The sequence below is a fragment of the Paenarthrobacter sp. JL.01a genome, from assembly GCF_025452095.1.
GTDB lineage: Bacteria > Actinomycetota > Actinomycetes > Actinomycetales > Micrococcaceae > Arthrobacter.
This window is the reverse complement of the sequence record NZ_CP104877.1, coordinates 72,834-96,716: the sequence shown is the minus strand read 5'-3', so window position 1 is coordinate 96,716 and position 23,883 is coordinate 72,834. Positions and strand designations below refer to the sequence as shown.

At 60.5% G+C, this 23,883-nt stretch carries 27 protein-coding genes; 17 read left to right on the top strand and 10 right to left on the bottom strand.

What is annotated here, in order from left to right; genetic code table 11:
- Positions 1-37: 37 nt before the first annotated feature.
- The 10 genes from N5P29_RS00500 to N5P29_RS00455 all read left to right on the top strand — a co-directional run bounded on the left by N5P29_RS00500 (position 38) and on the right by N5P29_RS00455 (position 11,482).
- A complete protein-coding gene (locus N5P29_RS00500; protein ID WP_262276768.1) occupies positions 38-1,111 on the top strand; it encodes a sugar ABC transporter substrate-binding protein in 1,074 nt (357 codons plus the stop codon).
- Between the two features lie 13 nt (positions 1,112-1,124).
- Positions 1,125-2,669, top strand: a complete 1,545-nt coding sequence (locus N5P29_RS00495; RefSeq protein WP_262276767.1) for a sugar ABC transporter ATP-binding protein — start codon at positions 1,125-1,127, stop codon at positions 2,667-2,669.
- A 33-nt stretch (positions 2,670-2,702) separates the two neighbouring features.
- A complete protein-coding gene (locus tag N5P29_RS00490) occupies positions 2,703-3,830 on the top strand; it encodes an ABC transporter permease (RefSeq protein WP_262276766.1) in 1,128 nt (375 codons plus the stop codon).
- A complete protein-coding gene (locus tag N5P29_RS00485; protein WP_262276765.1) occupies positions 3,817-4,395 on the top strand; it encodes a gluconate 2-dehydrogenase subunit 3 family protein in 579 nt (192 codons plus the stop codon). Before N5P29_RS00490 ends, N5P29_RS00485 begins: the two co-directional genes overlap by 14 nt.
- Positions 4,388-6,085 carry a GMC family oxidoreductase gene (locus N5P29_RS00480; protein WP_262276764.1) on the top strand — a complete coding sequence of 566 codons (1,698 nt, stop codon included), beginning with the start codon at positions 4,388-4,390 and terminating at the stop codon, positions 6,083-6,085. Before N5P29_RS00485 ends, N5P29_RS00480 begins: the two co-directional genes overlap by 8 nt.
- Positions 6,086-6,185: 100 nt before the next feature.
- A complete protein-coding gene (locus N5P29_RS00475; protein WP_262276763.1) occupies positions 6,186-7,274 on the top strand; it encodes a nitrilase-related carbon-nitrogen hydrolase in 1,089 nt (362 codons plus the stop codon).
- A 97-nt stretch (positions 7,275-7,371) separates the two neighbouring features.
- Complete coding sequence (locus tag N5P29_RS00470) at positions 7,372-8,385, top strand: zinc-dependent alcohol dehydrogenase family protein (RefSeq protein ID WP_262276762.1); 1,014 nt, start codon at positions 7,372-7,374, stop codon at positions 8,383-8,385.
- On the top strand, positions 8,382-9,473 hold the full coding sequence (locus tag N5P29_RS00465) for a Gfo/Idh/MocA family protein (RefSeq protein WP_262276761.1): 1,092 nt from the start codon (positions 8,382-8,384) through the stop codon (positions 9,471-9,473). The genes N5P29_RS00470 and N5P29_RS00465 overlap by 4 nt, the downstream gene beginning before the upstream one ends.
- Before the next feature lie 89 nt (positions 9,474-9,562).
- Positions 9,563-10,504 (top strand): aldo/keto reductase, encoded by a 942-nt coding sequence (locus N5P29_RS00460; protein ID WP_262276760.1) that lies wholly within the window; start codon positions 9,563-9,565, stop codon positions 10,502-10,504.
- 171 nt (positions 10,505-10,675) lie between these two features.
- A complete protein-coding gene (locus N5P29_RS00455) occupies positions 10,676-11,482 on the top strand; it encodes a DeoR/GlpR family DNA-binding transcription regulator (RefSeq protein WP_262276759.1) in 807 nt (268 codons plus the stop codon).
- 674 nt (positions 11,483-12,156) lie between these two features.
- On the opposite strand, the gene N5P29_RS00450 is transcribed toward N5P29_RS00455, so the two are convergent.
- On the bottom strand, positions 12,157-13,212 hold the full coding sequence (locus N5P29_RS00450) for an AraC family transcriptional regulator (RefSeq protein WP_262276758.1): 1,056 nt from the start codon (positions 13,210-13,212) through the stop codon (positions 12,157-12,159).
- A gap of 287 nt (positions 13,213-13,499) precedes the next feature.
- On the opposite strand from N5P29_RS00450, the gene N5P29_RS00445 reads away from it, so the two are divergent.
- The gene (locus N5P29_RS00445) at positions 13,500-14,066 is read left to right on the top strand and encodes a type 1 glutamine amidotransferase domain-containing protein (protein WP_262276757.1); all 567 of its coding nucleotides are present in this window, start codon (positions 13,500-13,502) and stop codon (positions 14,064-14,066) included.
- Between the two features lie 559 nt (positions 14,067-14,625).
- Here N5P29_RS00445 and N5P29_RS00440 read toward each other — a convergent pair.
- Together N5P29_RS00440 and N5P29_RS00435 are read right to left on the bottom strand one after the other, a co-directional pair.
- Positions 14,626-14,964: an NUDIX hydrolase gene (locus N5P29_RS00440; RefSeq protein WP_262276756.1), complete on the bottom strand. Its 339-nt coding sequence runs from the start codon at positions 14,962-14,964 to the stop codon at positions 14,626-14,628.
- Between the two features lie 432 nt (positions 14,965-15,396).
- The gene (locus tag N5P29_RS00435; RefSeq protein ID WP_262276755.1) at positions 15,397-15,858 is read right to left on the bottom strand and encodes a DUF6188 family protein; all 462 of its coding nucleotides are present in this window, start codon (positions 15,856-15,858) and stop codon (positions 15,397-15,399) included.
- A 140-nt stretch (positions 15,859-15,998) separates the two neighbouring features.
- Between N5P29_RS00435 and N5P29_RS00430 the strand changes: the two genes are divergently transcribed.
- The gene (locus N5P29_RS00430) at positions 15,999-16,514 is read left to right on the top strand and encodes a DUF4265 domain-containing protein (protein ID WP_262276754.1); all 516 of its coding nucleotides are present in this window, start codon (positions 15,999-16,001) and stop codon (positions 16,512-16,514) included.
- Between the two features lie 395 nt (positions 16,515-16,909).
- On the opposite strand, the gene N5P29_RS00425 is transcribed toward N5P29_RS00430, so the two are convergent.
- The 3 genes from N5P29_RS00425 to N5P29_RS00415 form a co-directional block, all read right to left on the bottom strand.
- Positions 16,910-17,296, bottom strand: coding sequence for an Imm10 family immunity protein (locus N5P29_RS00425; RefSeq protein WP_262276753.1), 387 nt, complete (start codon positions 17,294-17,296; stop codon positions 16,910-16,912).
- A gap of 132 nt (positions 17,297-17,428) precedes the next feature.
- Positions 17,429-17,908 carry a hypothetical protein gene (locus tag N5P29_RS00420; RefSeq protein WP_262276752.1) on the bottom strand — a complete coding sequence of 160 codons (480 nt, stop codon included), beginning with the start codon at positions 17,906-17,908 and terminating at the stop codon, positions 17,429-17,431.
- Positions 17,909-17,956: 48 nt separating this feature from the next.
- Entirely contained in the window at positions 17,957-18,304 is a 348-nt protein-coding gene (locus N5P29_RS00415; protein WP_262276751.1) for a hypothetical protein, read from the bottom strand.
- A gap of 115 nt (positions 18,305-18,419) precedes the next feature.
- On the opposite strand from N5P29_RS00415, the gene N5P29_RS00410 reads away from it, so the two are divergent.
- The 3 genes from N5P29_RS00410 to N5P29_RS00400 all read left to right on the top strand — a co-directional run bounded on the left by N5P29_RS00410 (position 18,420) and on the right by N5P29_RS00400 (position 19,933).
- Positions 18,420-18,935 carry a hypothetical protein gene (locus tag N5P29_RS00410; protein WP_262276750.1) on the top strand — a complete coding sequence of 172 codons (516 nt, stop codon included), beginning with the start codon at positions 18,420-18,422 and terminating at the stop codon, positions 18,933-18,935.
- 112 nt (positions 18,936-19,047) lie between these two features.
- Positions 19,048-19,347: a hypothetical protein gene (locus N5P29_RS00405; protein ID WP_262276749.1), complete on the top strand. Its 300-nt coding sequence runs from the start codon at positions 19,048-19,050 to the stop codon at positions 19,345-19,347.
- 238 nt (positions 19,348-19,585) lie between these two features.
- Positions 19,586-19,933: a hypothetical protein gene (locus N5P29_RS00400; RefSeq protein WP_262276748.1), complete on the top strand. Its 348-nt coding sequence runs from the start codon at positions 19,586-19,588 to the stop codon at positions 19,931-19,933.
- Positions 19,934-20,011: 78 nt separating this feature from the next.
- On the opposite strand, the gene N5P29_RS00395 is transcribed toward N5P29_RS00400, so the two are convergent.
- The 3 genes from N5P29_RS00395 to N5P29_RS00385 all read right to left on the bottom strand — a co-directional run bounded on the left by N5P29_RS00395 (position 20,012) and on the right by N5P29_RS00385 (position 21,334).
- Entirely contained in the window at positions 20,012-20,356 is a 345-nt protein-coding gene (locus N5P29_RS00395; protein ID WP_262276747.1) for a hypothetical protein, read from the bottom strand.
- Between the two features lie 89 nt (positions 20,357-20,445).
- Positions 20,446-20,970 carry a barstar family protein gene (locus tag N5P29_RS00390; RefSeq protein WP_262276746.1) on the bottom strand — a complete coding sequence of 175 codons (525 nt, stop codon included), beginning with the start codon at positions 20,968-20,970 and terminating at the stop codon, positions 20,446-20,448.
- 67 nt (positions 20,971-21,037) lie between these two features.
- Positions 21,038-21,334: a hypothetical protein gene (locus N5P29_RS00385; RefSeq protein ID WP_262276745.1), complete on the bottom strand. Its 297-nt coding sequence runs from the start codon at positions 21,332-21,334 to the stop codon at positions 21,038-21,040.
- Between the two features lie 604 nt (positions 21,335-21,938).
- Between N5P29_RS00385 and N5P29_RS00380 the strand changes: the two genes are divergently transcribed.
- Together N5P29_RS00380 and N5P29_RS00375 are read left to right on the top strand one after the other, a co-directional pair.
- Positions 21,939-22,247 (top strand): hypothetical protein, encoded by a 309-nt coding sequence (locus N5P29_RS00380; RefSeq protein ID WP_262276744.1) that lies wholly within the window; start codon positions 21,939-21,941, stop codon positions 22,245-22,247.
- A 26-nt stretch (positions 22,248-22,273) separates the two neighbouring features.
- Positions 22,274-22,825, top strand: coding sequence for a dihydrofolate reductase family protein (locus N5P29_RS00375; RefSeq protein WP_262276743.1), 552 nt, complete (start codon positions 22,274-22,276; stop codon positions 22,823-22,825).
- A gap of 49 nt (positions 22,826-22,874) precedes the next feature.
- Here N5P29_RS00375 and N5P29_RS00370 read toward each other — a convergent pair whose 3' ends face one another.
- Positions 22,875-23,828, bottom strand: a complete 954-nt coding sequence (locus tag N5P29_RS00370; protein WP_262276742.1) for an ArsR/SmtB family transcription factor — start codon at positions 23,826-23,828, stop codon at positions 22,875-22,877.
- Between the last annotated feature and the right edge of the window lie 55 nt (positions 23,829-23,883).

Sequence of the window (23,883 nt, the reverse complement as noted above, 5' to 3'; positions counted from 1 at the left end):
TGCCTGGCTACACCCAACCCATTTTCAAAGGAGAACCATGATTACCAAGCGAACAGCGCGGCTCGCACTTGTCTCATCTCTCTCTGCTGCAACCCTGATCGGCCTCACGGCCTGCGGAGGCTCGGCTCCGGCCAGCTCGTCCTCCGATGAGAAGGGCCTGATCGGGATTTCCATGCGGTTTATCGCCGGAAACTCCTGGTTGAGCACCATGTCCGACGGCGCCGTGAAGTCCGGAACCGCCAAGGGCTGGACCATGGAAGCCGTCGACGCCCAAGGCAGCGCCCAAACCCAGATCCAGCAGATGAGGACCTTCATCAACAAAGGTGCCAAGGCGATCATCATCGAACCGGTAGGCGACCGCAACGTTGCCAGCGGCATTGAAGCGGCAAAGGCCGCCGGCGTCCCCGTAATCGTGGTCAACGACCGCGTCTCGGAGGAACTCGCCAAGAAAGTGGCCTGCAACGTACACGACGACGGCGAAGCGACCGCCGAGTTGGTAGGCGAGAAGGCCGCGGCGGCCGCCGTCGCCAAGAAGGGTGAAAACTCCTCCGTCAACCTCTACATCCAAGCCCTGTTCCCGCAGGAGCTCGTTACAGAAAGCCGCGAAAACGGCTTCATGGCCGGCTGGAACAAGTACATGGAGCAGCACCCGACGGTGAAAACCAAGCGAATCCCCAACAACTACGGGGAAGCGCTGCCGGACAAAACACTGACTGCGATGCGAAACGTGCTGTCAGGAAACCCCGACATCGATGTGGTGTTCAACCAGACCGACGTCGTGATGCCGGCCGTGATCGAAGCTCTCAAGGGCGCAGGCCGCATGGACCAGAGCGGCAAAACCGACGTCATCCTCGCCGGGTTTGACGGTGGAATGGACGTTATCAAGTCGATGGCAAAGGATCCCGCCTCCCCCGTGGTCGCAGACGGCCTGAACCAACCCGCGCTCCAGGCCGCCTACGCCGTGGACGAGGCGATCGCCGCCGTGACCGGCGCCCCTACCGGCAAGTGTGAGGGCTCCCCCGCTACCCGGATTCTGCCAGCCTTGGCCGTCACCCCCGAGAACGCCGGGCAGTACATCAGCGACGACCTCGCCTTCGCCGGCGCCGAATAGGCAGGACCCAATCATGACTGCACCCGCTGGGCCCAAGTTGCGCCCACTGATCGCCGTATCGGGAGTGTCCAAGGCCTACCCGGGAACCCAGGCCCTGGCCGGCGTGGACCTCGAAGTCATGCCTGGAGAAATCCACGGCATCGCCGGACAGAACGGCGCCGGGAAATCCACCCTCGTGCGGATCCTCTCGGGGGTCGAGAAGCCTGATTCCGGCCGTGTCCTGATTGACGGGGAGGCCGTCACGCTGGATAACCCGCAGGCGGCCCAGCGGGCGCGGATCATGACCGTCCACCAGGAACTCAGCCTCGTCCCCCACCTCTCCGTCGCGGAAAACATCTACGTCGGAGAACTGCCCCGCACCACCGTCGGCACAATCCACTGGTCCAAGGTGCGCAACCAGGCCCGGGAACAGCTGCTGCGTCTCGGGTTCGACATCGACGTCCGGGCCACCGTGGCGTCCCTGCCGATCGCCCACCGGCAGGCCGTGGAGATCGCCAAGGCGCTTACTCGGGATGCCCGGGTCCTCATCCTCGACGAACCCACAGCCACCTTGCCCCGGCATGATGTCAACCAATTGTTCGACCTGCTGAACCAACTCAAGAAGCTGGGCCTTGCCATCATCTACATCTCACACCACTTCGATGAGATGTACGCGATCTGCGACCGGATCTCCGTCTTTCGGGACGGCGAGCGCGTGGCGCTTCATGACAGCGACGAAAAACAGCATGACGCCATCCTGCAATCCATGCTCGGGGGCATCAGCCCCGAGCGGTCAGCCAAACTTCAGGTGGGACAAGGCGACCTGCCAAGGCTCGGCACCGGCCGGACCGCTAGCGAGGTAGCGCTGTCAGTCCGCGGCCTCCGAGATGGCCACGACCTGCACGGTGTGGATCTGGACCTTCACAAAGGAGAGGTGCTCGGCATAGCAGGACTGTCCGGTAACGGCCAAAGCCAGCTTGCCGCCGCCCTGTTCGGTGCTGAGAAATCCCAGCACGAGCGCTTCCTGGTCAACGGGCGCGAGCGGCGCAGACAGGATCCGGCACATTCGATCGCCCTGGGCATCGGCCTCCTCCCCGAGGAACGCAAGACGCAGGGGCTGATCCTGGGCATGTCCATCACCCGCAACATCACGATGGCCTCCCTGCCGCGATTCTCACCGGGATACTTCCTCAGCAAGAGCAAAGAACATAAAGCGGCTGTAGCCATGCGTGACGCCTTGGCGATCAAGACCGCACACGTCGGCGAAGCAGTGGGGAACCTCAGCGGCGGCAACCAGCAAAAAGTCGCACTTGCGAAATGGCTGGTCAGCGGCGTCAGCACACTGATCATCGTCGAACCCACCCGGGGCGTGGACGTCGGGGCAAAACTCGAAATCTACGAACTCATCCGTACGTTCTCCGACCAGGGCGGCAGCATCATCCTGATCACGTCCGAAATCGACGAGGCATTGATGTGCGACCGGGTGCTCATCCTCAGTCGGGGCCGGACCGTCGGCACCGTAAGCCGCAGCGACATCGAGCAGCGCGGGGAGGCCGCGATCCTCGACCGCTTCAACTGACCTTCCCCAAACCAAACAATGGAGTTCAAACCCGTGGCTACCAATACCACTCCCCCGCCGACAGCACGGAAGCCATTCCGGAGTCTGCCGGGCGCCGTTACCTCGCTCCGCACCTTCGTCTCTTCGCTCGGCTCAAAGGGATACCTGCCGGCCGTGGGCGCCATCGTCCTTCTGGTCGGTAGCGCCCTCTCCCAGCACTTCATGACCTCACGGAACCTCATATCGGTCCTGATCACCGCATCTGTGGTGTCCATCCTTGCCGTCGGGCAGTACCTCGTCATTGTCACCGGTGGCATCGACCTCTCGGTAGGCGCTGTTGCCGCAGTATCATCGGTGATCGTCGGGCTGGCCCTTCAACAGGGCACACCTTGGCCAGTCGCCCTCCTCCTGGCGCTCCTCACTGCCGGCCTGATCGGAATATTCAATGGCCTCATGATCGTCTACGGCGGCATCACGCCATTCATCGTGACGCTTGCCATGATGAGCATCGCCCGGGGCGTGGCCTACATGCTCCAGACGGGCAGGCAGGTAGCCATCGAAGACCAAGGTTTTCTAGCCGCCTTCACCGCCAACCTCGGCCCGATGCCCGCACCGGTCATGATCGCCCTTCTTGTGACCATCGTCTTCGCGGTGGTCATGGCCCAGACACGCTTCGGTCGAAGGCTGTTCGCCTTGGGTGGGAACGCAGAAGCGGCCCGGCTGTCCGGGCTTCCCATCAAGCGGGACATCATCGGCGCCTACTGCCTGTCCTCCCTTCTGGCCGGTCTGGGCGGCGTGATGATCGCCGCACAGCTCACCGAGGGAAGCGCCATCATCGGTGAGGGCTACGAGCTCAACGCAATTGCCGCCGTCGTAGTTGGCGGGGCCTCGCTCTTTGGCGGGACCGGCGACCCCATCAGCGCCGTCCTGGGAGGCCTGATCATCGCGGTGATCCTGAACATCATGGACCTGCTGGGCATCCAGGCCCAGCCCCAACTGATTGTCAAGGGCGCTGTAATCCTCCTGGCGGTCCTGTTTACCAGTGGGGTGGGTAACAAATTGCCCGGAGCCTTACGAAAAGTTCTCTTCCAGCAGCGCTACACAGGCCTGCCCGCACACGAAGCAACGCCGGCCGGCGCTGAAACCGCAAACCAGAAGGAGGACGCGAATGCCCGCCACTAACGAAGCCACGAAAGTGCGCTGGGTTTTCCTCACGGAAACTGAAGCCGAAACCGTTGACGCGGTCTGCGCACGCATCTTTCCCAGCGGGGACGGAAAGCCCGGCGCCAGGGAAACCAAAGTCATCACCTACATAGACAGGACCGTAGCTGACGAGGACGAAGCCCTTCGCCGTTGCTACCGCGACGGAGTCGAAGCCCTGAATGTCCTCACGTTGGACCTCTATGGGCAACGGTTCGCGGAGCTATCGGACGAACGCAAGGACGACGTGCTGGAACGCATCGAGGCGAACACAGCGAATGAATCCACGGCGGCCCCGCAGGATTCCCCGGACGAGGGCCTCTTGTCCACTTTCTTTGCGCTCGTCTGGGAGCACACCATCCAGGGCATGTTCTGCGATCCCCAATACGGCGGAAACCATGAGGCCCTGGGATGGCAATTGGTCGGCTTCCCGGGAGCCCAGTGGGGCTACGACGCCGAGCAAATGCGGCCCGGTTTCGACTCCAAGACCATCCCCATCAAGACCCTTGAAGATCTACGCAGAGAGTTGAGGCGCGCAGATGACTGAGACTGCAGAGGCCATCGTCGTCGGGCTGGGAGCATCCGGCGGGATTATCGCCGAACAGTTGACCAAGGCCGGGATCCGGGTGCTGGCCCTCGACAAAGGTCCCGTGCACACAACCGAGGAATTCACCTTCAAGCAGGATGAAGTCAAGTACTACTCGCGCGGCTCCCTTGTCCCGCAACTGGCAACCGACCCCGTCACTTGGCGGCCGGACGAGAAGTCCACGGCACGCCTGCTCCCCTGGGCTGCAGGGGTACGGGGTAACAGCGAACCACTCCACTTGCCGCCTTCCATAGGTCCGGGCGGCGGAACCCTGCACTGGGGCGGCGCCTCCTGGCGCCACCGGGATGCGGACTTCCGGATGAAATCCCTGATCGAGGAACGGTTTGGACCAGATGCCCTCGATGAGGACTCCACCATGGTGGACTGGCCGATCGGCTACGAGGACCTCGAACCCTACTACGACCGCGTGGAGTGGGAACTTGGAGTCTCGGGCCGGGCAGGCAACGTCAAGGGTGCGCCGGACCCGGAAGGCAACCCCTACGAATCCCCCCGTGAGCGGGGCTTCCCAATGCCCCCGCTGCGCACTGCGCCGGCCGACGACCGGTTCAAGGCGGCCTGCCAGCGCCTCGGGTACCGCCCCTTCCAGCAGCCGGCGGCCGTAGCATCCACCGACTACAAGTCGCTCAAGGGCTGCGAGTACTGCGGTTTCTGCCACGGCTTCCTGTGCCACGTCAACGCCAAGCAGTCGAGCCGCATCACGTCAGTCGAGGCCGCGCTGCAGACAGGCAACCTGGAAATCCGCTCCAACTCGCGGGCCTTCAGGCTGGACCGTGACCCCTCCGGCCGCCGGATTACCGGAGTTTCCTACTTCGATGCCGAGGGCAACGTCCACCAAGTGCGATCCAATCTGGTGGTAGTGGCGTGCTACGCCCTGGAAAACAGCCGCCTGCTGCTCGCCTCCGGCATCAACGCCAACGGACAAGTGGGCCGGAACTTCATGACGCACAGTTTCGGCTGGTGCAGTGTGGTCCTGCCGGAGTTCAGCAACCCCTTCATGGCACCCTTGGTTGCCGCCAGTGTCGTGGACGACCTGAACTGCGACGGAGTGCCTGACAACGATGAAGGTGTGCTGTGGGGATCGGTTCTCACCAGCATTCCCGGGGACCTCCAACCCATTGAGGCTGCCCACAACCTTCCGCCCGGCATGCGCCGCTGGGGCCAGGGATTCAAGGATTGGTTCTCCGAGAACTACCGCCGCCTCATGGGCATCCACAACCAAGTACCCAGCTTCCCGTCCAAGAAGTACTACTGCGACCTTGATCCGGTAGTGAAGGACAAGTTCGGCCAGCCGGCCCTGCGTATTACGCATGACTGGTCCGAGCACGATCTGGCCTCCTTGAGGTACTTCGAGAAGGTCAAGCGTGCCATTGCCGACGAAATGGGCGCCACGCAGTTCTGGTCGGAACCAACACCCCCGGCCTACCACCTGTCCACCCACGAAGTGGGAACACATCGGATGGGCGAGAATCCCGCGGATTCCGTCGTCGACATTTTCGGTGAATCCCACGAATGCAAGGGTCTGTACGTCGTGGGAGGCGGCCAGTTCCCCACCCTGTCCGGATACAACCCGACCCAGACCCTCCAGGCCCTGGCCTATCTCAGCGCCGATCACATCCTCGAGAAAGTCTGACCCGGCCGTACCGGCATCTCTGACCACCCGAAAGACCACCGATAGAACACCCGCTGCCTGATCCCCAGGCGGCGCCGCGAAAAAGAAAGAGAAACAACAAATGGTTGACCCGTATGCCGTCGTGGCATTGTCCAACACCGTACACACCATCAAGAAGCGCGAAGACGCCATCGAAAACACCAAGCGGATCTGTGACTTCATGGACCCGGCCGTTATGGTGGCGGCAACCGATGGTGCGCCCGTGAAGCTCGTTGTCCTGCCGGAGATGGCCATCCAGGGCATGCTTCCGGACTTCAAAGCAGGCAACCGCGAGGCCCACGAAGCTTTCGCCATGACCATCCCGGGCCCGGAAACAGAGATCCTCGGGCAGAAGGCCCGCCAGCTCAACACCTACATCGCCGCGGAACTCTACTTGGTCCGCGACGACGACTTCCCCGGCCACCTCTTCAACGTAGCCTTCATCATCGACCCCAACGGCGACGTCATCTACAAGCGTTACAAGTCCACGTCCGACGCTTACGAAGGCGGCGCCTTGGGCACCACCAACCCGCACGACATCTGGGATGAATTCATTCAGAAGCGCGGCAACGGCAGCCTTCTGGATGCGTTCTTCCCGGTCGCCAAGACCGAAATCGGCAACATCGGCTACATCATCTGCCACGAGGGCGCCTACCCGGAGACCTCACGTGGCCTTGCGATGAACGGAGCCGAACTCATCATCCGCGGCACGCTCATCGAACCGCAGGTCGGAATGGGTATGTGGGAGCTGCAGAACCGCGCCCACGCCATGTTCAACCAGGCCGTGGTGATCGCCCCGAACCTTGGACCACAGCGCAACGACGATGGCAGCCTCTTCGACCTCTTCGGCGGGCAGTCGATGATTGTTGACCACAAGGGCCGGGTGCTGGTGAAGAACGAAGGCGTCAGCGGCGGTGACTCCTTCGTGAGCACCGTAGTCGACCTGGAGGCGCTGCGACGCTCCCGGGCCGCCAATGGCGTCACCAACTGGTTCAAGGATCTGCGCACCGAGATGTACGCCGGGATTTACGAACAGCCGATTTACCAGAAGAACCAATACCTCAACGAGCTTCCGGCCGAAGGCTGGCTTGCCCGCGAGGCCAAGCGCCGTGGCATGAACATTCAGAACCTCATGGACCGCGGGCTCCTCACCGCGCCATCGAGCAACTAGCCACAACTCCCTGCAGAGGGAGAACACTGCGGGCGTCCGGCCCAGGCCGGACGCCCGCTACTCCAACACGAAGACTTATAGTTCGAAAGGTAGACGCATGTACGCCGCCCTCCTCCGGGTCCCCGGCCCCATCGAGAACCATCCGCTGGAGTACAGCGAGGTCCCCGAACCCGTTCCGGGACCCGGGGAAGTTGCGATCAGTGTGCTCGAATGCGGGGTCTGCCGGTCCAACCTGCACATGATCGAAGGCGAATGGTTGCCGGGCACGCCCGCCGCGCTGCCCATCATCCCCGGCCACGAAGTCATCGGCCGGGTGAAGGCCCTGGGTCCCGGCGTGTCCAACCTCGCGGTGGGCGACCGGATCGGCGTCCAGCCCATCTGGTCTACCTGCGGCAGCTGTGAACACTGCTTCGGTGGCCATGAACAGCGTTGTCGACGGCGCCAAATCACCGGAGAGACACGCGACGGAGGATACGCCGAAGTCATGCTGGCCAAGGCCAACTTCGCGTGCAAGATCCCCGATTCTCTTTCCGATACCGAAGCAGCGCCATTACTGTGCCCTGGCATCACGGCCTACGGCGCCTTGAAAAAGGCACGTTTGCGTCCCGGCCGGAACGTGGCTGTATTCGGCATCGGCGGAGTTGGCCATCTGGCGCTGCAAATGGCTGCCATCACCGGCGCCCGCGTCAACGCCGTATCCCGCAGGCCCAAGGCCCGTGCACTCGCCGAAGAACTCGGCGCCCATGGAAGCTATGTGCCCTCCGGCAGCGAAGGAGGTTTGGTGCTTCGGGACGGATCGCAGGACGCAGCTATCGTGTTCGCGCCGTCGGACCAGGCCGTGGCCGAAGCGCTGCGTGTCATCAAACCCGGGGGCCGCGTGATCCTCGGGGTGTCCCAATCAGTGGGCGGCATGGACATCGGTGACGAGAAGACCATCGTGGGAACGGTCCTGGGAACCCGCCAGGACATGGCGGACGTACTCGACTTGGCAGTGGACGGCAAGCTCCATGCCGTCCACGAAGACTTCCCCCTCAGCGAGGCCAACCTGGTTCTGCAAAGACTGAAGAACGGCCAGTTGCAGGGGCGGGCAGTACTGGTCCCGGGGGCATGAACGCCATGACAGACCGGGCACCGCGCCGCTTCATCATCGTTGGCAGGGGCTGGCGTGCTGATTTCTACCTTCGTATTGCCCGGTGCCTTCCTCACCTCTTCACCTGCGTGGGTGCCGTCACCCGCACGGCAGAAGCCGGGATGGAGATGGAACAGCAGTGGGGCATTCCCACGTACCGCACCATTGAGCATGCAGTAGACGACCTCAACCCGGAGCTGGCCGTCACTTGCGTCCCCCGGGAGGCCAATCCGGACGTTATCCGTACGCTCGTTGGACTGAACATTCCTGTCCTTTCGGAAACACCACCCGCGGCAGATCTCCCGTCCCTGCGCGCGCTGTGGCAGGACGTCGGCGCCACCGGGTTGGTACAAGTCGCAGAGCAGCACCCATACCTTCCCGTCTTCCAGGCCGTTCGCTGCCTCCTTGACTCCGGTAAATTCGGGGAGGTCAGCTCGGCGGCAATGTCGTGGACCCACGACTACCATGCCATCGCCGTGCTGCGCTCTGTGCTGGCCCTGGGACACGGGCAGGTTCAGATTCTGGCGACGTCCCAACCCGTCCCGCTCATGAGTGGCCCGGACCGGCAGGGCAAACCGGATCGAACAAAGCTTGAGGACGTTATTGCCACGTTCGCACTCTTGAGCTCAGGCTCGAAAACAGCTTTGTACGACTTCACCGACACCCAGTGGTTCAACCCCCTGCGGGGGCGCCACTTCCAACTCCGGGGGAGTCACGCCGAACTCACGGGCAACCGGCTGACTTGGTTGAACGACGACGGCGACCCGGTCAGCGCGTCCGTCGAACGGCGCCAGTCCGGCATTGACGGAAACCTTGAAGGCGCCGATCTGGAAACCCTCAGCACAGCCGGTGAAATCCTTTACGTGAACCCCTTCCGAGGAGCCCGGCTCTCCGACGAGGAGATCGCCATAGCCACCTGTCTCAGCAACACACTCCCGGAAAACCGCCATCTGGGCTACTCCCTCGCTGACGCCTGCCAAGATCATTACCTTTCGCTCCTCATCCATGAAGCAGCTGGCTCCGGAGGGACAACCAACTCCACGTCACAGCCCTGGCATCCCAGCCATTAATGCCCCCACCGTCCATCAGCCAGGACCAACAGGCCCCTTCAAGGGCCTGGAAGCAACCAGATAACACCGATTCAAAGGAACCACACAACATGCAAAACCGCACCCTGGGACGCACCGGGCTCTCTGTCTCCTCCGTTTGCGTGGGAACAAGTGCCTTGGGCAGCCACCCCACCCAGTACGGCTATGAGGTCAGCCACGAAACAGCAGTACAGACCATCCGCAGGGTGTTCGAAGGACCGTTCAACTTCATCGACACTTCCAACGAATACGGCCACGGCGGAGACAGCGAGCGCCGGATCGGCGAAGCCATCAAGGAAGTTGGCGGCCTGCCTGAGGGCATCGTCCTCGCCACCAAGGTGGACCCGATCGTCGGCACCACCGACTTCTCAGGCGACCGGGTACGCAAGTCCGTCGAGGAAAGTCTTGAACGCCTGGGATTGGACACGCTGCAGCTTGTCTATTTTCACGATCCCGAAAAGATCTCATTCGAGGAAGGAACAGAGGCCGGTGGCCCCCTTGAAGCTCTCGTGGATTTGAAGAATCAGGGCGTTATTAAGCACTTGGGTGTCGCTGGCGGCCCCATTGACCTCGAACTGAAGTACCTGGCCACCGACGCCTTTGATGTGGTCATCAGCCACAACCGCTACACCCTTGTCGACCAAACCGCTGAACCCCTGATCCAGGACGCGGCGGCCCGTGGCGTTGCATTCGTCAATGCCGCACCATTCGGCGGCGGCATGCTGGTCAAGGGTACGGACGCAGTTCCCAACTACTGCTACCGCCCCGCCAGCCAGGCAATCGTGGAAAGGGTCCGGAAGATGGAACAGCTGTGCAAGGCATACGACGTGCCGCTGGCTGCTGCGGCGCTCCAGTTCTCCATCAGGGACTCCCGCGTGGCATCCACCATCGTAGGTATGTCCGAGCCTCGCCGGGTTGCCCAGACCGCCGATCTTGCCGAGTGGGACATTCCCGCGGAACTGTGGGAACAGTTGCTCCCCCTTGCCCACGCCGGATCCGGCGAACTGGAATAAGCCGACCTGCCGAAAGCAGTGTGAATGCCTCCGCCAAATTCCTCGGGAATCTGGCGGAGGCATTCCGGCGCCAACCGGCTGGCCCTATTCCGAATTCTTCTCGGCTAGGATTTCATGACACCGTTAGGGAGGTATCAGCAGGCCGGCTGAACCGCTCAGCAGGAGGTAACCGTGACCCCAGCCGCAGGACAAGTAAGCGGGCGCCCGGACACGCGCGCTCCCTATGCGGACCAAAGAAGAGAATTTATCCTTTCCACGCTCCGGGCCAGCGGCCGCGCGGATGCCGCTGACATCGCTCTCGAACTTGGTGTAACGAACGAAACCGTCCGCAAGGACCTTGTGGCGCTCGAGCAGCTTGGCCTCCTCCGCCGGGTCCACGGAGGCGCCATTCCCGTGGGTCGCATAACCTACGAGCCTCCGGTAGCAGCGAGAACGGCCCGCGTCGAAGAAAAAGAACGCATAGCGCGGGCGGCCCTCCGGCACCTTCCGAGCAATGGCTCAGTGCTGATCGACGGCGGGTCCACCACCGCGAAGCTGGCCGAAATACTGCCGCGGGACCGTGCGTTGAGGGTCTATACCAATACCCTCTCCATTGCCGTGGCACTCATGGACGCCCCTTTGCTGACCGTCTATACCCTCGGGGGCCGCGTCCGCCCGGTCACCTCCGCGGAAGTGGACGATTGGGCGGCCAGGGCGCTGGCCGAAATCAACGTTGACGTTGCATTTCTTGGAACAACCGCCGTCTCCCTTGACCGCGGTCTCACCACCCACGATGCATCCGAAGCGGCCGTCAAACGACTCATGCATGCAAGCGCCCGGCGGAGCATTCTGCTTGCCGACCACAGTAAGTTTGGCAAGGTCAGCAGCTGCAAACATGCAGATCTGACGGACATGGACCTTGTTATTACAGATGACGGCCTCAACGCCCGGATGCTGACGTCATTGCGTTCAAAGGGCCTCGAGGTGGAGCTGGTCTGATCGGCTGAGCGTTCCCTCAGTCACTTGGACCCCTGAGTGGGTCGTTGCTCCATTCTGGATGGCGAAAGCCGTTGCCGCTCTGCTGTGCGTCCAACCGCTGAAGGACCAGGCTGGAAATCGTCCCCGCACAATGTTGGTTCCGTGCATGGAGCCTACGGGTCCGTGGTCAGCCTGCCAATGCCCGTTGAAATCGTAGGTCAGGGCGCCCGTCGGTACCCCCTTATGGAATTCGATACAGCAGTGGCGAATATCCGCGCGGCTCCCCACTGACATCTCGATACCCATGATGAAGGCCCCCATACAGGGAAGCTCTCCGTCGTACTGGAACTCAAGAAGGCAGTCGGGACCAGACCTGGAGATGGAGGCCCTGACCAGTTGGGGCGAATGTAGGCAGATTTCGCTGTTGGCATGAGTACACATGGTGACTCCTAGTACACGGGTCCGCCTGAGTTGTGCTGGACCCAAACCGCTGGGAACCGATTCCTGCTGTGTGCTCACCCCATCATCGCCGGCGGAAATCGACTGAAACCTATCACCGGCCGGAGTTCCCCGTGAAGGCCCGGAAACGCCTCCAAGCGCCAAAGCGTCAATAAGCGCCAGGAATGGACCTCAAAAGTATCAAACAGTGCAGCACCAGCAATCTTGCGAAGCTCAAACACCGCGCCGGTGCCAGTTCAAGGAGACAATGATTCCCGCAGCTTGACGATGCTCGTGCGCGCCAATGACTCGTGCTGACGGGCCTCCCTGATGGTGAGCCCCGTAGTCTCCTTCAACGCCCGGCGCATTGACTGGAGACCTGAGAACCCGCTTGCGTTCGCAATGTCGGACAAGGGAATTTTCCTGGAGCCGGGGTCAGTGAGAAGCTGCAGCGCCATCACCGTCCTCAGCAACCGGACATAGCTGAATAAGGACATGGACTCATTCTCGAAATGGTGGAATAGGGTGCGGCGGGAAATCCTGAAATGCACTGCAATCCCGTCGGGGTCCAAATCCCGGTTCCGAAAATTGGCTTTCACATACTGCCTAATCGCCAGTCGCCTCCCGGGCTCCAAAAGTGAACCATCAGCCGGCGCCTGAAGCAGGGAACTGACCAAGGCCGTGACCACGGACGTAAAGATGTCGGCCACACCCTCAGCTTCACTGGCAAGACCGGGTTGTTTCCAGTTCATCAGGGACGGCACTACGAAGCCCTTCACCAGTGGATGACGGCTCAGATCCTGATGCTGCAGCAAGCGAGCGTATGACCGTTCATCGAGATCCAGCCGTGACCGGTTGATGTTGACCTGGAACGCATGCAACCCTGCCGGCGCGTCGAAGCCTCCGTTGCGTGCAACATCGAGGAAGCCCACGTAGCCCGACTGGACCGGCAAGGGGTCAGGAGCGCAGAGTGTCACTGAGGGGGCGCGCCTGAAATACACCAGCCTCACATCATGCGAGCTTGGATTCCCGCCCCAAAACCCCGCCGCAGGCTCGTTCCGAACCTCGATAAGGCTGACATCGGGAACTCCAAAACTGGTAGCGGTGGGGCTGAAGGATGGACCGGGCTGCCCGCCCCGCCGCTCAAGCCTCATAGGGGTTTCCACTGCACTTCCATACCAATCGCGCCAGTGATCGAACTTCTGCTCGGCCGTCAGATCGTGGGGTACGTTGTATTGCGTCAATCGGCCTGCACCATCATCTTGAATGGCGGTCACGGCGCAATCTCCGCCCCGACTGGACGGGATGGCCATGTCCACTGCTTACGGCTGAAAGATCTTCTGATGGTGAGTCTCCGCAGATGAAGTATTCATAATCTTGCTCCCAGGCCCGCACGCCGCCCGGACATAGGCCTATTTTATTCGGCCTCGCAGCGCCCGGCTGCATCCGGCAAACGAAGGACGGCAATGGAGCACCGCCCAAGAAATAGTCAGCTTGCTTACTACTTTGACTTTTCCTATGCTGGATCAAGTCAGACAAACAACTCTCAGAGCAGCAGCGTGTGCCCAGAAGGCCTATGCCGCACAACGGAGGAGGAACAATGTCAGAACACAACATCACCGGCAAGAAGGTCGCATTCCTGTTGACGGACGGCGTGGAGCAGGTGGAACTCACCAGCCCATGGCAGGCCGTGAAGGACGCAGGTGGCGAACCCACGCTGATCGCTCCCGAAAAGGGCAAGCTCCAGGGCTTCAACGGCGTGGAGAAGGGTGACACCTTCGACGTCGACCTCGCAGTCGCGGACGCCGACGCCTCGGACTTTGACGCGCTGGTCCTGCCCGGCGGCGTCGTCAACGCGGATCACCTCCGCGTGGACAAGGACGCCCAGAACTTCACGCGCGCTTTCTTTGAGCAGCACAAGCCAGTGGCATCAATCTGCCACGGGCCGTGGATTCTCATCGAGGCCGGCGTGATCAAGGGCCGCAACGTCACCTCGTACCACACGCTCCAGACGGACCTGAAGAACGTGGGCGCCAACTGGACGGACGAGGAAGTCGTCGTGGACCAGGGCTTGGTCACCAGCCGAAACCCGGACGACCTCCCCGCCTTCAACGCCAAGGTGGTCGAGGAAATCTCCGAGGGCCAGCACGCAGGCCAGACCGCCTAGCGTTCAGCCCCGGAACAAACGGCAAGTGCCGCCGTCGTACTTTCACAAGAAGTACGACGGCGGCACTTGCGTTTCGCGGGTCGGCGGGACTTGACGTCGCTGCCGTCCCGGCATGCCTACTGCCTGAGCACAGCAGCGGCTGGCATGGGTTCTTGCGGGCGGGTGGGAACAGTAAACAAGGGCATTAGCCACTGAATCAACGGCCCAATCAGAAACGCTTCAACCAGATAAAGGTCAGCTGATATTGCGGAGAGTTGCTGGTCTGTAGCCCGCGACGCGGCCCCAGCCGACCGAGTCAGGTCCGATACGTCGAATGAGCACTAGGCGAGAGATCCGGAGGAAGAAGCCAACTCCTACGGCATCAACCCTGACCGCCGAAGAGAAGAGAGCTGTATCTCTGGGCGGTCGGGGATCTGTCGCTAAACACCGAGAAGGCCCTTCGCCGTAGCGCTCTGCCAAGCAATGAGGAGAGACGGATCAACAAGCTCGCCCGCCGCGATCATTTCCCCGATATGGGACTTCCTAACGCGCCGACCTGCTACCCGTTCCCAAGGGTCGTCTAGGGGAGCCAGACCTTCCTCGGCGACTTTGGCAAGAAACAAATAGACCGGCCAGGATTTGGGAAGAAGTGTTGAAGGGCCACTATGGAATCAATTCTTAGTCCAAGCTCTTCCTGCACTTCACGGCGCGCGGCAACCTCAGGAAGTTCTCCTACTTCCCCGGCACCTCCCGGTAAGTCAAAAATCCAGGCGTTTAGAGGGAAACGGTACTGGCGGGTCAAAAGTATTTCATCGTCTTGCTCGATCAGCACGGCCACAGCGAAGGGGATGCTTTCGTCAACTTCGTAATGGCCCAACTCCCCGCTGGGCAGGCGAACGAGGTAGTCGGTTAACTTCATGCGACCTGCGTACGCCCTGGTCGCCTCCGGCCGGCCCAATGAGCTTCATTCATAGGTCTTCTTCTTTCATTAGAGCATCGACGTGGAGGAACGTTTCTTGGGGTGTCTCGACCGACACAACATTCGTACCACTACTAAGGAAGTGGGCCAGGCCGTCTGAAAGTTTCGTCTTTTGTCCGGGGGATGCCAGGAGGATGGGGTGGAGACTTCCAGTCAACACCCCACCCGGAGGCTTCTTCTTCAGCGGTCGGGTGGCCGTTAGGCAGGTAGAACGGAGAAGATAACTCGACTCGGAGCACCTGATCCGAGCTCTATCTGCTGATTTGCCGTGACTGCTGAACATGTGTCGGCGGCAAGCGAGCCGGTATTCAGATTTCTACCCATCGTGGGTGCCAGCTTACGTCCGGTAAGGGATCCATTAGCGGGGCAGCACTAGGGGGCAGGTGTCGGCGCCCAGCACGCGACGTAATCACCGCCGGGCGAGCAAACAATCAGCAAGCCTCGGGGTCCTCTGACTTGCCATGCCTCGTAAAGAGGGTGCGGCGAAACCGTCAGCATCACCTGGCCGAGGGTGAGACGTAATGTGCCATCTTTGCCGATCGTGGCTTCCGATACCGTCTTCAAGGTGACGGGTGCGAGGGCACCCGCGGCCTCTGTCGTCAATGGATCGCCGGTCCACCGCATCTCGCCAGCTTTAAGGGTGAATTCCGCCTCGATGGTGATCTCGAAGTCGTTTCCCAATTCAAGGTGGACCCCGTAGCCTATGCGGAATTGTACAAGTTGGTACCCGAGGACAGCCCGGATGAGACCATTGGCGATTGTCATCTCCTGATCGTCTCTTCTTCCGTGGCTGACCCCGGTTTTGGCCCGGGTGAACGGCCTGTCTTCGGTCATTTTGCCTCGCGCGATTGCTCGTTTGTGGAACGTCCTTTGCTGCCCGGGCAGCGCCTTCCGGGATCCTCTACCGGACACCACATAGTAAACCTGTCCGCCTAAGCGATGTCGTGGCTGTATTCGTTGGATAGTCTCAGCTGGTGACTGACTACCGGCAACATCCCAGCGTCGTGGCGCACTGGCGCCATGACTCACTCCAGCCCCTTCCAGAAGCACAGGATGCGGAAGAGACCATATGGTTTGCTGTGTCCCCTGAGCCAGATGCGGAACAGATGTGGGAGGGTCTTCGGGGTCGGCTGGAGAAGGACGGCACAGCGACTGTTCTTGGTATCCCCGCATATCTCTATGACCTTAATTTCGGTGATCGTGTGAGCGTCATGCGATCGGCGGAGAACGCGCTCGTTGCCACCGGGGTGGAGCACGATGCCCGGAACTTCACCTTCAGAGTCCTGCTGAAATCTGACCACCCCACCGCGTGGCAGCCCCTAGGATCTGAGCTCGCCGAGCGCGGCTGCCTTCTTGATCTCATGTCTCCGCGGTTCTTCGCCGTATCTTCCAGCGAGGCCCAGTCACAGGAAATCGCCGACAGATTGTTCGCGTTACAACACGAGGGCGTTCTGCATTATGAGACTGGTCGAACTCGGCAGCCGGGATAGGCGCCAACGGACCGAGCCGCCCGTGCTAGGAAGGGCTTAGGGTGACCGGAGCATGTTGACTCACCTTGCTCATCTGTTCTGTGCCCATGCCGTCCATCTCGGTTTGAGCCCGGGTAATAGCGCACGGAGTTACGCTTTAGCTTGCCCGTCACTGGTGAGTGGCCGAGCCATGGCGTTCCTCGTCGTGTCGCATCAGGGCATCGAACACCTCCCGCAATTCTTGGGTTGTGAAACTCGTTGGATGGTCGGTCATTGAGGTCCTTCGTTCATCCACAAATCTTCGGCGAGCTGTGAGTCTTTAGATCGAACAAGACACCAATCGTCCTCGACCATGATGTGAGCTCGTATTGCCCGTTGAAGGATCGGCTTACCGCCACACTGACGGAATCCATCGCTCAATCGAGCGCCGGTGGGTTGCTGTCTCTCCCGAGAACGGACCGGAGCCCCCTCTTCAGATCATTTACTTGATAGGCGTCCAGATCGAGTGACAGCGTCAGCTGCGATGATTCCAACCCTAATTTTTGGGCACCGTCCTCCGAGAAGACCATGCACAGTCTGCCCTCCTCGACCAGGGCAGACGAAAGGCACTCATAAGCGCAGGCTCCGTTGGCCAAGGTTATGCAGTAAGAGTCCATTCCTTGGGCCACATCCTGCTCGTCGGGGTCAAGCGATCGCTGGAATTCCACCTGCCATTCCGGGGCAAGATCCTGATCGGCCAGAACAAGGGCTTCGAAACCCATCTCTTCATCGCGGAAGTGACTAACGGCCCTAACTGTCATCATGGGGCAACAACACCACCCATCTCCGCCCAAACCAAACCCGCACGGTAAAGGATCCTTGCCGGGCACCGCGCCATAGGGGGCTCCGTGCGCTAATGAGTCAGCGCAAGCTGCCGTACTGCAATCGCGTAGTCGTTACGAATCGATGATCTCGACCAAGTTGGTCCCGGATACTTCGAAGCGGTATTCCAACGAGTCGACGTCTCTGACAATCACAATGTGGCCATCAAAGGATGCTTCCTCAACTACTTCTCTGAAGTGAGACTGACCAGTTTCGCCGTCGGGCCCAATCAGCCGGACGGAGGTTTCGCACACCAGTAACCAACATGAGCCAGCAACAAAAACGACAATGAGATCTTCCTCATCAAAGGGGATAACTTTGGGGTCGGCATGCTTATGTGACGGAAGAACGATTATGCTTCTTGCCGCCCATACGTAGGCGATCTCACCGCTGATGCCGACAGATACATCTCGCCAGCCCGGGACCACGTAGTCCCAACTACGGGACCCGATCAAACTGATGGTCAGTTCCGTCCGCCTAATGTCAGATGTCGGTGTCTGGACGAGTGCAAAAACCCGGCCGTCCGCCACGAATCTAGAGATCGTTGGTTTCATTTTCGCTCCGTCCTTTAGCCGATCCTTTACCGGGCGTCCACATGGCTGCTAGGTATGCAGAAGTGTGTCGTGAACCGCCACGTGCTCACCGACCCGCACGATCAATTCGCCACCGATTCCTTCCCATCGGGACCAAACGTGGAACTCAATGACGCCGTGCTCGTTTCGGACGCTGATCTTCACCGGCGTCTCTCGTTCGATGACAAGGCGCACGTCGTCACCGCTGGTCCAGCGGATCCTCGCTGACCCAGCGATCTCGTCCCAGGTAAGAGTTACGGTGCTTCCGTCCTGCGCCCACGCGACCAGAGAGACCCCCCAAGGCTGATCAGACGGCTCGACCATAATTCCGATATCACTCAGGTCTTCAAGCCTAGGAACTTCAAGCTGTGCGCTCATAACCAAATGCTGTCATACCAACCCGCCACAAAGCTTGGGGCCAGATGAACGCTAAAGGATCGCTTATCGGGGCCGGTGATCCACTAGATCGCGGTCCCGTGGCAAAGTCCTGCGTATGCCCATTGATTTTTCGTCTGTACCTTTTGAGATTGATCGCGGCTGGCCCATTGTCATACCGGGCAGCACTGTGGTTGCGTGTGAAGCCGGGATACTCCTGGGCAGCATCCTTCTCAGCGATCAGTCGTGGGCGTCATTCCCGGGAAGAGGCATTCTGAGTCTTCGCATAGATGAAACTCCACCTCCAAGTAATGGCTTCGTTGTCCCCACCAGTCCCATCCACGTGCCGGATTCTGCCCTCGCAAACAACGCCGCCTTTTGCGATTGGGTGTTGGACACCCACGGCGGCATTGGCCGCCTCTTGCTCTGGGATGAGGAAACGGACTGGTGGCTAGTTAATGACGCTGATCTCGAGCTAGCCCTCATCTGCTCCCAGCTTTCCCGCTTCAGCACAGAATTTGAGGAATGTGGCGATAGGCCATTCGAATGGGTGGATAAGGATTTCTGGACGGACGCGGGCATACGTACCGTCCAAGCACTAGCCCAAAGATACGCCCTCAACTGGAACCCATAGCCGCAGGCAACCGGACCAGCTCAAAGCCCCTCATTGGCGCACGGTAAAGGATCCCTCAACGTGCAACTCTGTACCCCTCACACTCAGCTGGATCCAATGGAACAATCGCGGTATGACACATGTGATCGTTCGGGCTACTGCGATGCGATGGGCAGACGAGCACTTCCCGGGATGGATCGAGGTTGACCTTGCTGACGCGGAGGGTCGGACTCATCGGATCGTGGAAAAGGTCCCCGTTCTCGCTGAGGCCGACATCACCGCCACGTCGACATTCCCGATTGAACTTTGGATAGAGGCTGAGTTCGAGCGCATGAACGGAGGCTCTGTCTTGGTACGGTTTGCCCATGGCGTAGAAACCACCGATGGCCTGCACCTGATCGGAATGGACAGGCAGGACGTCCGCTGGCTGTAAGAGTTACTCGCCCTGCGCTCCAAGGCCTGAAACTAAAGTGAGGATCATGGATCCGTCCGGTAGCGCTCCGAGCCGAGCTTCGTTCACTAACGCGAAGGGCGGCCCCAAAAGTCCCCTCACAGGAAAGCCTGTGAAGGCTCCGTTCGGATTCGGTAGTGAGGACGCGAAAGCGTACGTCCGGTATCGAACCCATGTAACCCTTGGCCCATAAGCCATAAGAACTGATCTTGAAGGGAAAATGATGACCTCTGACCCGGCAAATCTGGTTGGGACGTTCGTTGTTGAGGTTGGGACCAGACAGGCGTGGCCCTTCATCGGCTTTTGCGATGACAGGGGAATCAAGGCGACGGAGTTCAGACTCTATATAGATGCCTCTTGGACCATAGGAGACACAACCGGAGACGCGGATTCGGACGACACGTGGATGATGTCCGCCCTTGAAATCAACAACCGTACCGTGTCAAACGTCCGGGTGGATGCCGGATCAAACCTGCGTATCGACTTTCTCCACGCACCGAGCCTCACGGTTTCAGGAGAACCGACCGCTACCACAGCCGGCGACCCGTGGTGGTTAGGGGACCCATGAGGTGAGGCCCTGCTAGGACTGCGCCCGTAAGCCGATCCCCTAACGGAAATTATGGGGTCCCCCTTGAGAGCCCGACCGTTAGTTCAGCCGCAACCCGAGGGTAACGGCCACCTCATCGGCGGGTCCACAAACCTCGGGCGTAGAAAGCTGGAAGAGTGCGTCCGCCAGGAAATCGCGGTCCTGGGGATTCAGTGCAATGTCTTCGCGGCCCTGGAGCTGCTCCGCCCAGGCGCGAAGATCATCTGCACTAATCTTCCCGGCCCAGAACTCGTCAAGTGCATGGCCGATATCCTGAGCAAAAGCAGTGGCCAATTCCTCTTGAGAGAACCATTCAAACGACGACAATCGAGCCGAGGACTCGCCTAATGGGCGACGCAACTGTATGAGGTCATAGAACGCTTCTCGTCTTTGATCATGCGGCACCAGGAAGTTTCTCCTTCGGTCCAATAACCACGGAAAGTAACCCAACTCACTAGAAGTCTGTCACGTACTAGTGTCCGGTGAGGGATCCTTTACCGGGCGCTGAGGAATTCGCGATGATTCCAAGCAACGGAAAGGCCACCAACCGGAGGGAACCGCAGCTCTGGGTCCCCGGTTCTGACCAGACACACCATGCGGTGGCCGAACAGAGAGGCGTATGCTGCCTGCCTCGCGAAGATGTCTAACAGGCGATGGGCGGAGGATGCGTCCTTCTTTTCGAAGGTCTCATACCCGTCAATTACGAGAACTAGCCCGGTGTCCGCGGCCGTCCATCCATAGGATTGAACAGCTACGTCGCGGAGGCAATCGTTGAGCGCATCAAAGTTCGAGCCGTAGTAATCCGGGAAATTCAAGGCTAGGGCAACGTCCCGGTGTAGGTCAGCCTGAGTCTGCCAGGCAGCAGCATCAACCTGAACGACTTGGTAGCGGTGGTTCCACAACCACAACGTTGCCTCGTGGAGAATCGCGTGCTGATGAAACAGATTGATGAAGCCGTTCTGTATCAACAGAAAATCAAGCGGATGATTCAGCTCGTCGCTCAGGTCCCAAGTTGCCATGAGTGAAACTGTATTGCCCCTCGGCTCCCTTCATACAGATGCCGTTGAACCTAGACTGAGGGATCATTTACCAAGTAATCAGGACCCACTCGCCAGGAAGATCTTCATGGTTGAGAACGGACAGGGCAAAGACGCGGGCTTCTTCCACGTCGGATCCTGTGTAAGTCGACCACGGTACCTCGATGAATGTGCCGTCACTTTGGTAGTCCCTAATATCCAGACCCAAGATAAGACGACCGGAGCCTGCAAGGGCTTCGATGGCATCTGAAGCTTGGAATATCGGCCAACTCACTTCTCCATTCGGGTCGCATCGGGCGCCATTCTGAAGATCGTCAGACAGGAACGAAAGGTCCGCAAGAGTCATAGCTGGATCATACGTTCCTGTCGCGCGGAGTCGACTTAGAAAGTGCCCGTAAGCCGGTCCCCCACCGGCCGCCGCTACCTTGCGCCAAACGTCCCCGCGGTTTCAGGACTCCCGGATTCCCGTAAGACCCGCCCGCAAAACTGCCCGGTGAGGGTGCCCTAAACGCTACACAGTTTTCTGTCCCACTTCCTTGGAACTGGGACACTCCCGGTGGGACACTCCCCACTCGGGGACTCAGCCGCTGGCGGCACTCAGAACGCCGCGTGATGCCGCGCCGAACCCTTGGAGCATCCTCTAACGTGCTTGTTGCGCAGACGGCTGTGGGCACTCATTCAGGCACAATCGAGGATCGATGAAATCCACGCTCAGCGTCCACGTAACATTGCAGTCCCATATGTTTGTTGTCCCAAAACATCCCCTGCAAACAGCTGTCACAAAGACAACTTCCGGGACAGTTGGATTTCTGGCCCAGGTGGTCACATCGACGCCTGCGAAAACAGTGACTGGCGGCCAGCGCCCCTCGCCACAATGTTGCGCAGGTCACACATGGCACATACGCTGGGGTGCGCTGCAGCGTGGCAGCAACCTTATGAAAGGCAGCACATTGACCAGCGAGAAGCTCTCCGTAGTTGTTCGAGTCGACGTTGACGGCGAACAGATCCAGATTGCGGCAACCGGTCACGTCACCACCGCGAGCGTGCAGGGCCTGTACCCGGTGGTGCAGCGAACCAAGAGCCTCGGCGGCGGCCTGAACGTCGAAATGGACCTTTCGGAAGCCACCGTTGATAACGACGCCTTGGGCGAATTGCAGGTCTACGCTGAGCTCTACGAAGTTCCCGTCCGCCTGAACACTGAATCGAGCAACGTCACTGAACTGCCGTCCCGTCGTCGCCTGGCAACGGCTGCGGCCTAAACGAGACCGACCTGGAAGGAGAAGCTATGCGCAAGGTAACCGCCGGCCTGTTCCACTCCGTGGATGGCGTTGTCCAGGACCCATTCAAGTTCCAGTTCGACAGCTTCGACGAGGACCTGGGCAAGGGCCTGACCAAGATGATCAACACCGTGGACACCGTCGTCCTGGGCCGGGTCAGCTACCAGGAGTGGGCCAGCTACTGGCCGAACGCAACCCAGGATGATGAGTTTGCCGCCTTCATTAATCCTGTGGAGAAGTTCGTCGCCTCCCGCACGTTGCCCGAGCCGCTGGAGTGGCAAAACTCCCACCTCATCAACGGTCCGTTGGAGGACTTCGTCACCGAGCTTAAGAACCGCGACGGCGGCGAGATCGCCGTATGCGGCAGCATCTCCCTGGTACGCCAACTACTGTTCGCAGGCGTCCTGGATGAGCTGACACTGATGACCCACCCCGTGATCGCCGGGACAGGTCGGCGGCTCTTCGAGGACGGGGACCCCCTTAACCGGCTGGCCCTGGAGGACCAGTACGCCACCAGCAAGGGCAACGTCGTCAGCACCTACAGCCTGCGCAAGAACTGAAAACGCCGGACGGCGGGTCCCGCCAGAGGCGCCTGACTCGCCGGATTGCTCATCCCAGGAGCAGCGCGTCACCCAGCTCGCTCCGAAAGTAGAGCACGCTGTGGCCGTAGCGCGTGGACGTCACGAGCCCGGCATTCCGGAGCACCCTGAGATGCTGGTTGACCGCGGACGTGGTCACGCCAAAGCGCACTCCCAGCTCGGTGGATGAGGCAGGCGCAGCGAGCGCCGTCAGTAGGGCAGTTCGGACCTCGCCGAGCACTGCCACAACAGCGTCAGGGCTTCTCACTTGCTCCGCCTCCCACATGGCTCCTTGTCCGCGGGCCGGGTACATCAGCATCGGCGGGTCACCATGGTTCACGGGAGCAGAGGCCCTGCGGGTGAACATGGTGGGTACGAGGGTCAGCCCCAGGCCATCAGTCTTCTCGGTCCGTGACGCAGGGTTCTTCAACCGCACGGAGATGACTTGGCCGTCGAATTCCACGGCACCGGACAAATCGTTCAGCATTGTGAACAGCCCGCCCTGGGCGAGTTGCCTGCCGCGGTAGACAATGTCTGCTTCCAGGATGGTGCGCATGCGCAGCCAGTGCGGTGCGAAGCACGTGGCCCAAAAGTCCTGGAGGATCTGCACGAGGCGCCGGATCGCCGGGCCAACGGGTCCGGCAAAGACTGCGGGCACTTCGCCATGCACCCGGATCAGGTCGCCGTGGAACTGCTCTGCTGAAATCCCCTCCAATGCCGCGAACTCGTCGTCGATCCTGGTGAGAGGGGAATCAGGCCTGGGGTTCAGGAAGTCCGGCGTCCAGAGCCGGTGGTCAACCAGCGACAGCAGACCATCCAGATCCAGGCGGGAACGGGCTTCCTCCGTGCGGCGCAACCACGGCAACTGAAGAGGATACTGGCTGGGATCACGGATGGCCCTCAGGGAGAGCCCCAGTTCACACATGGGCGAGATGCCGAAGCGCACCCCGCCCAGGTCGGCGCCGGACAGTACGTACTTCAACATGAAGCATAACGCTACATCACTACCGGCCAACCTCGGCGGGTGACAGAACTAGGGG

Coding starts and splice junctions, on each gene's coding strand:
- N5P29_RS00480 (WP_262276764.1), top strand. CDS start 4,388: ATGACTGAGACTGCAGAGGCCATCGTCGTCGGGCTGGGAGCATCCGGC.
- N5P29_RS00465 (WP_262276761.1), top strand. CDS start 8,382: ATGAACGCCATGACAGACCGGGCACCGCGCCGCTTCATCATCGTTGGC.
- N5P29_RS00375 (WP_262276743.1), top strand. CDS start 22,274: ATGCGCAAGGTAACCGCCGGCCTGTTCCACTCCGTGGATGGCGTTGTC.
- N5P29_RS00475 (WP_262276763.1), top strand. CDS start 6,186: ATGGTTGACCCGTATGCCGTCGTGGCATTGTCCAACACCGTACACACC.
- N5P29_RS00370 (WP_262276742.1), bottom strand. CDS start 23,828: ATGTTGAAGTACGTACTGTCCGGCGCCGACCTGGGCGGGGTGCGCTTC.
- N5P29_RS00445 (WP_262276757.1), top strand. CDS start 13,500: ATGTCAGAACACAACATCACCGGCAAGAAGGTCGCATTCCTGTTGACG.
- N5P29_RS00460 (WP_262276760.1), top strand. CDS start 9,563: ATGCAAAACCGCACCCTGGGACGCACCGGGCTCTCTGTCTCCTCCGTT.
- N5P29_RS00400 (WP_262276748.1), top strand. CDS start 19,586: ATGATGACCTCTGACCCGGCAAATCTGGTTGGGACGTTCGTTGTTGAG.
- N5P29_RS00470 (WP_262276762.1), top strand. CDS start 7,372: ATGTACGCCGCCCTCCTCCGGGTCCCCGGCCCCATCGAGAACCATCCG.
- N5P29_RS00435 (WP_262276755.1), bottom strand. CDS start 15,858: ATGACCGAAGACAGGCCGTTCACCCGGGCCAAAACCGGGGTCAGCCAC.
- N5P29_RS00440 (WP_262276756.1), bottom strand. CDS start 14,964: ATGAAGTTAACCGACTACCTCGTTCGCCTGCCCAGCGGGGAGTTGGGC.
- N5P29_RS00485 (WP_262276765.1), top strand. CDS start 3,817: ATGCCCGCCACTAACGAAGCCACGAAAGTGCGCTGGGTTTTCCTCACG.
- N5P29_RS00415 (WP_262276751.1), bottom strand. CDS start 18,304: ATGAGCGCACAGCTTGAAGTTCCTAGGCTTGAAGACCTGAGTGATATC.
- N5P29_RS00495 (WP_262276767.1), top strand. CDS start 1,125: ATGACTGCACCCGCTGGGCCCAAGTTGCGCCCACTGATCGCCGTATCG.
- N5P29_RS00450 (WP_262276758.1), bottom strand. CDS start 13,212: ATGGCCATCCCGTCCAGTCGGGGCGGAGATTGCGCCGTGACCGCCATT.
- N5P29_RS00385 (WP_262276745.1), bottom strand. CDS start 21,334: ATGACTCTTGCGGACCTTTCGTTCCTGTCTGACGATCTTCAGAATGGC.
- N5P29_RS00425 (WP_262276753.1), bottom strand. CDS start 17,296: ATGATGACAGTTAGGGCCGTTAGTCACTTCCGCGATGAAGAGATGGGT.
- N5P29_RS00390 (WP_262276746.1), bottom strand. CDS start 20,970: ATGGCAACTTGGGACCTGAGCGACGAGCTGAATCATCCGCTTGATTTT.
- N5P29_RS00405 (WP_262276749.1), top strand. CDS start 19,048: ATGACACATGTGATCGTTCGGGCTACTGCGATGCGATGGGCAGACGAG.
- N5P29_RS00500 (WP_262276768.1), top strand. CDS start 38: ATGATTACCAAGCGAACAGCGCGGCTCGCACTTGTCTCATCTCTCTCT.
- N5P29_RS00410 (WP_262276750.1), top strand. CDS start 18,420: ATGCCCATTGATTTTTCGTCTGTACCTTTTGAGATTGATCGCGGCTGG.
- N5P29_RS00420 (WP_262276752.1), bottom strand. CDS start 17,908: ATGAAACCAACGATCTCTAGATTCGTGGCGGACGGCCGGGTTTTTGCA.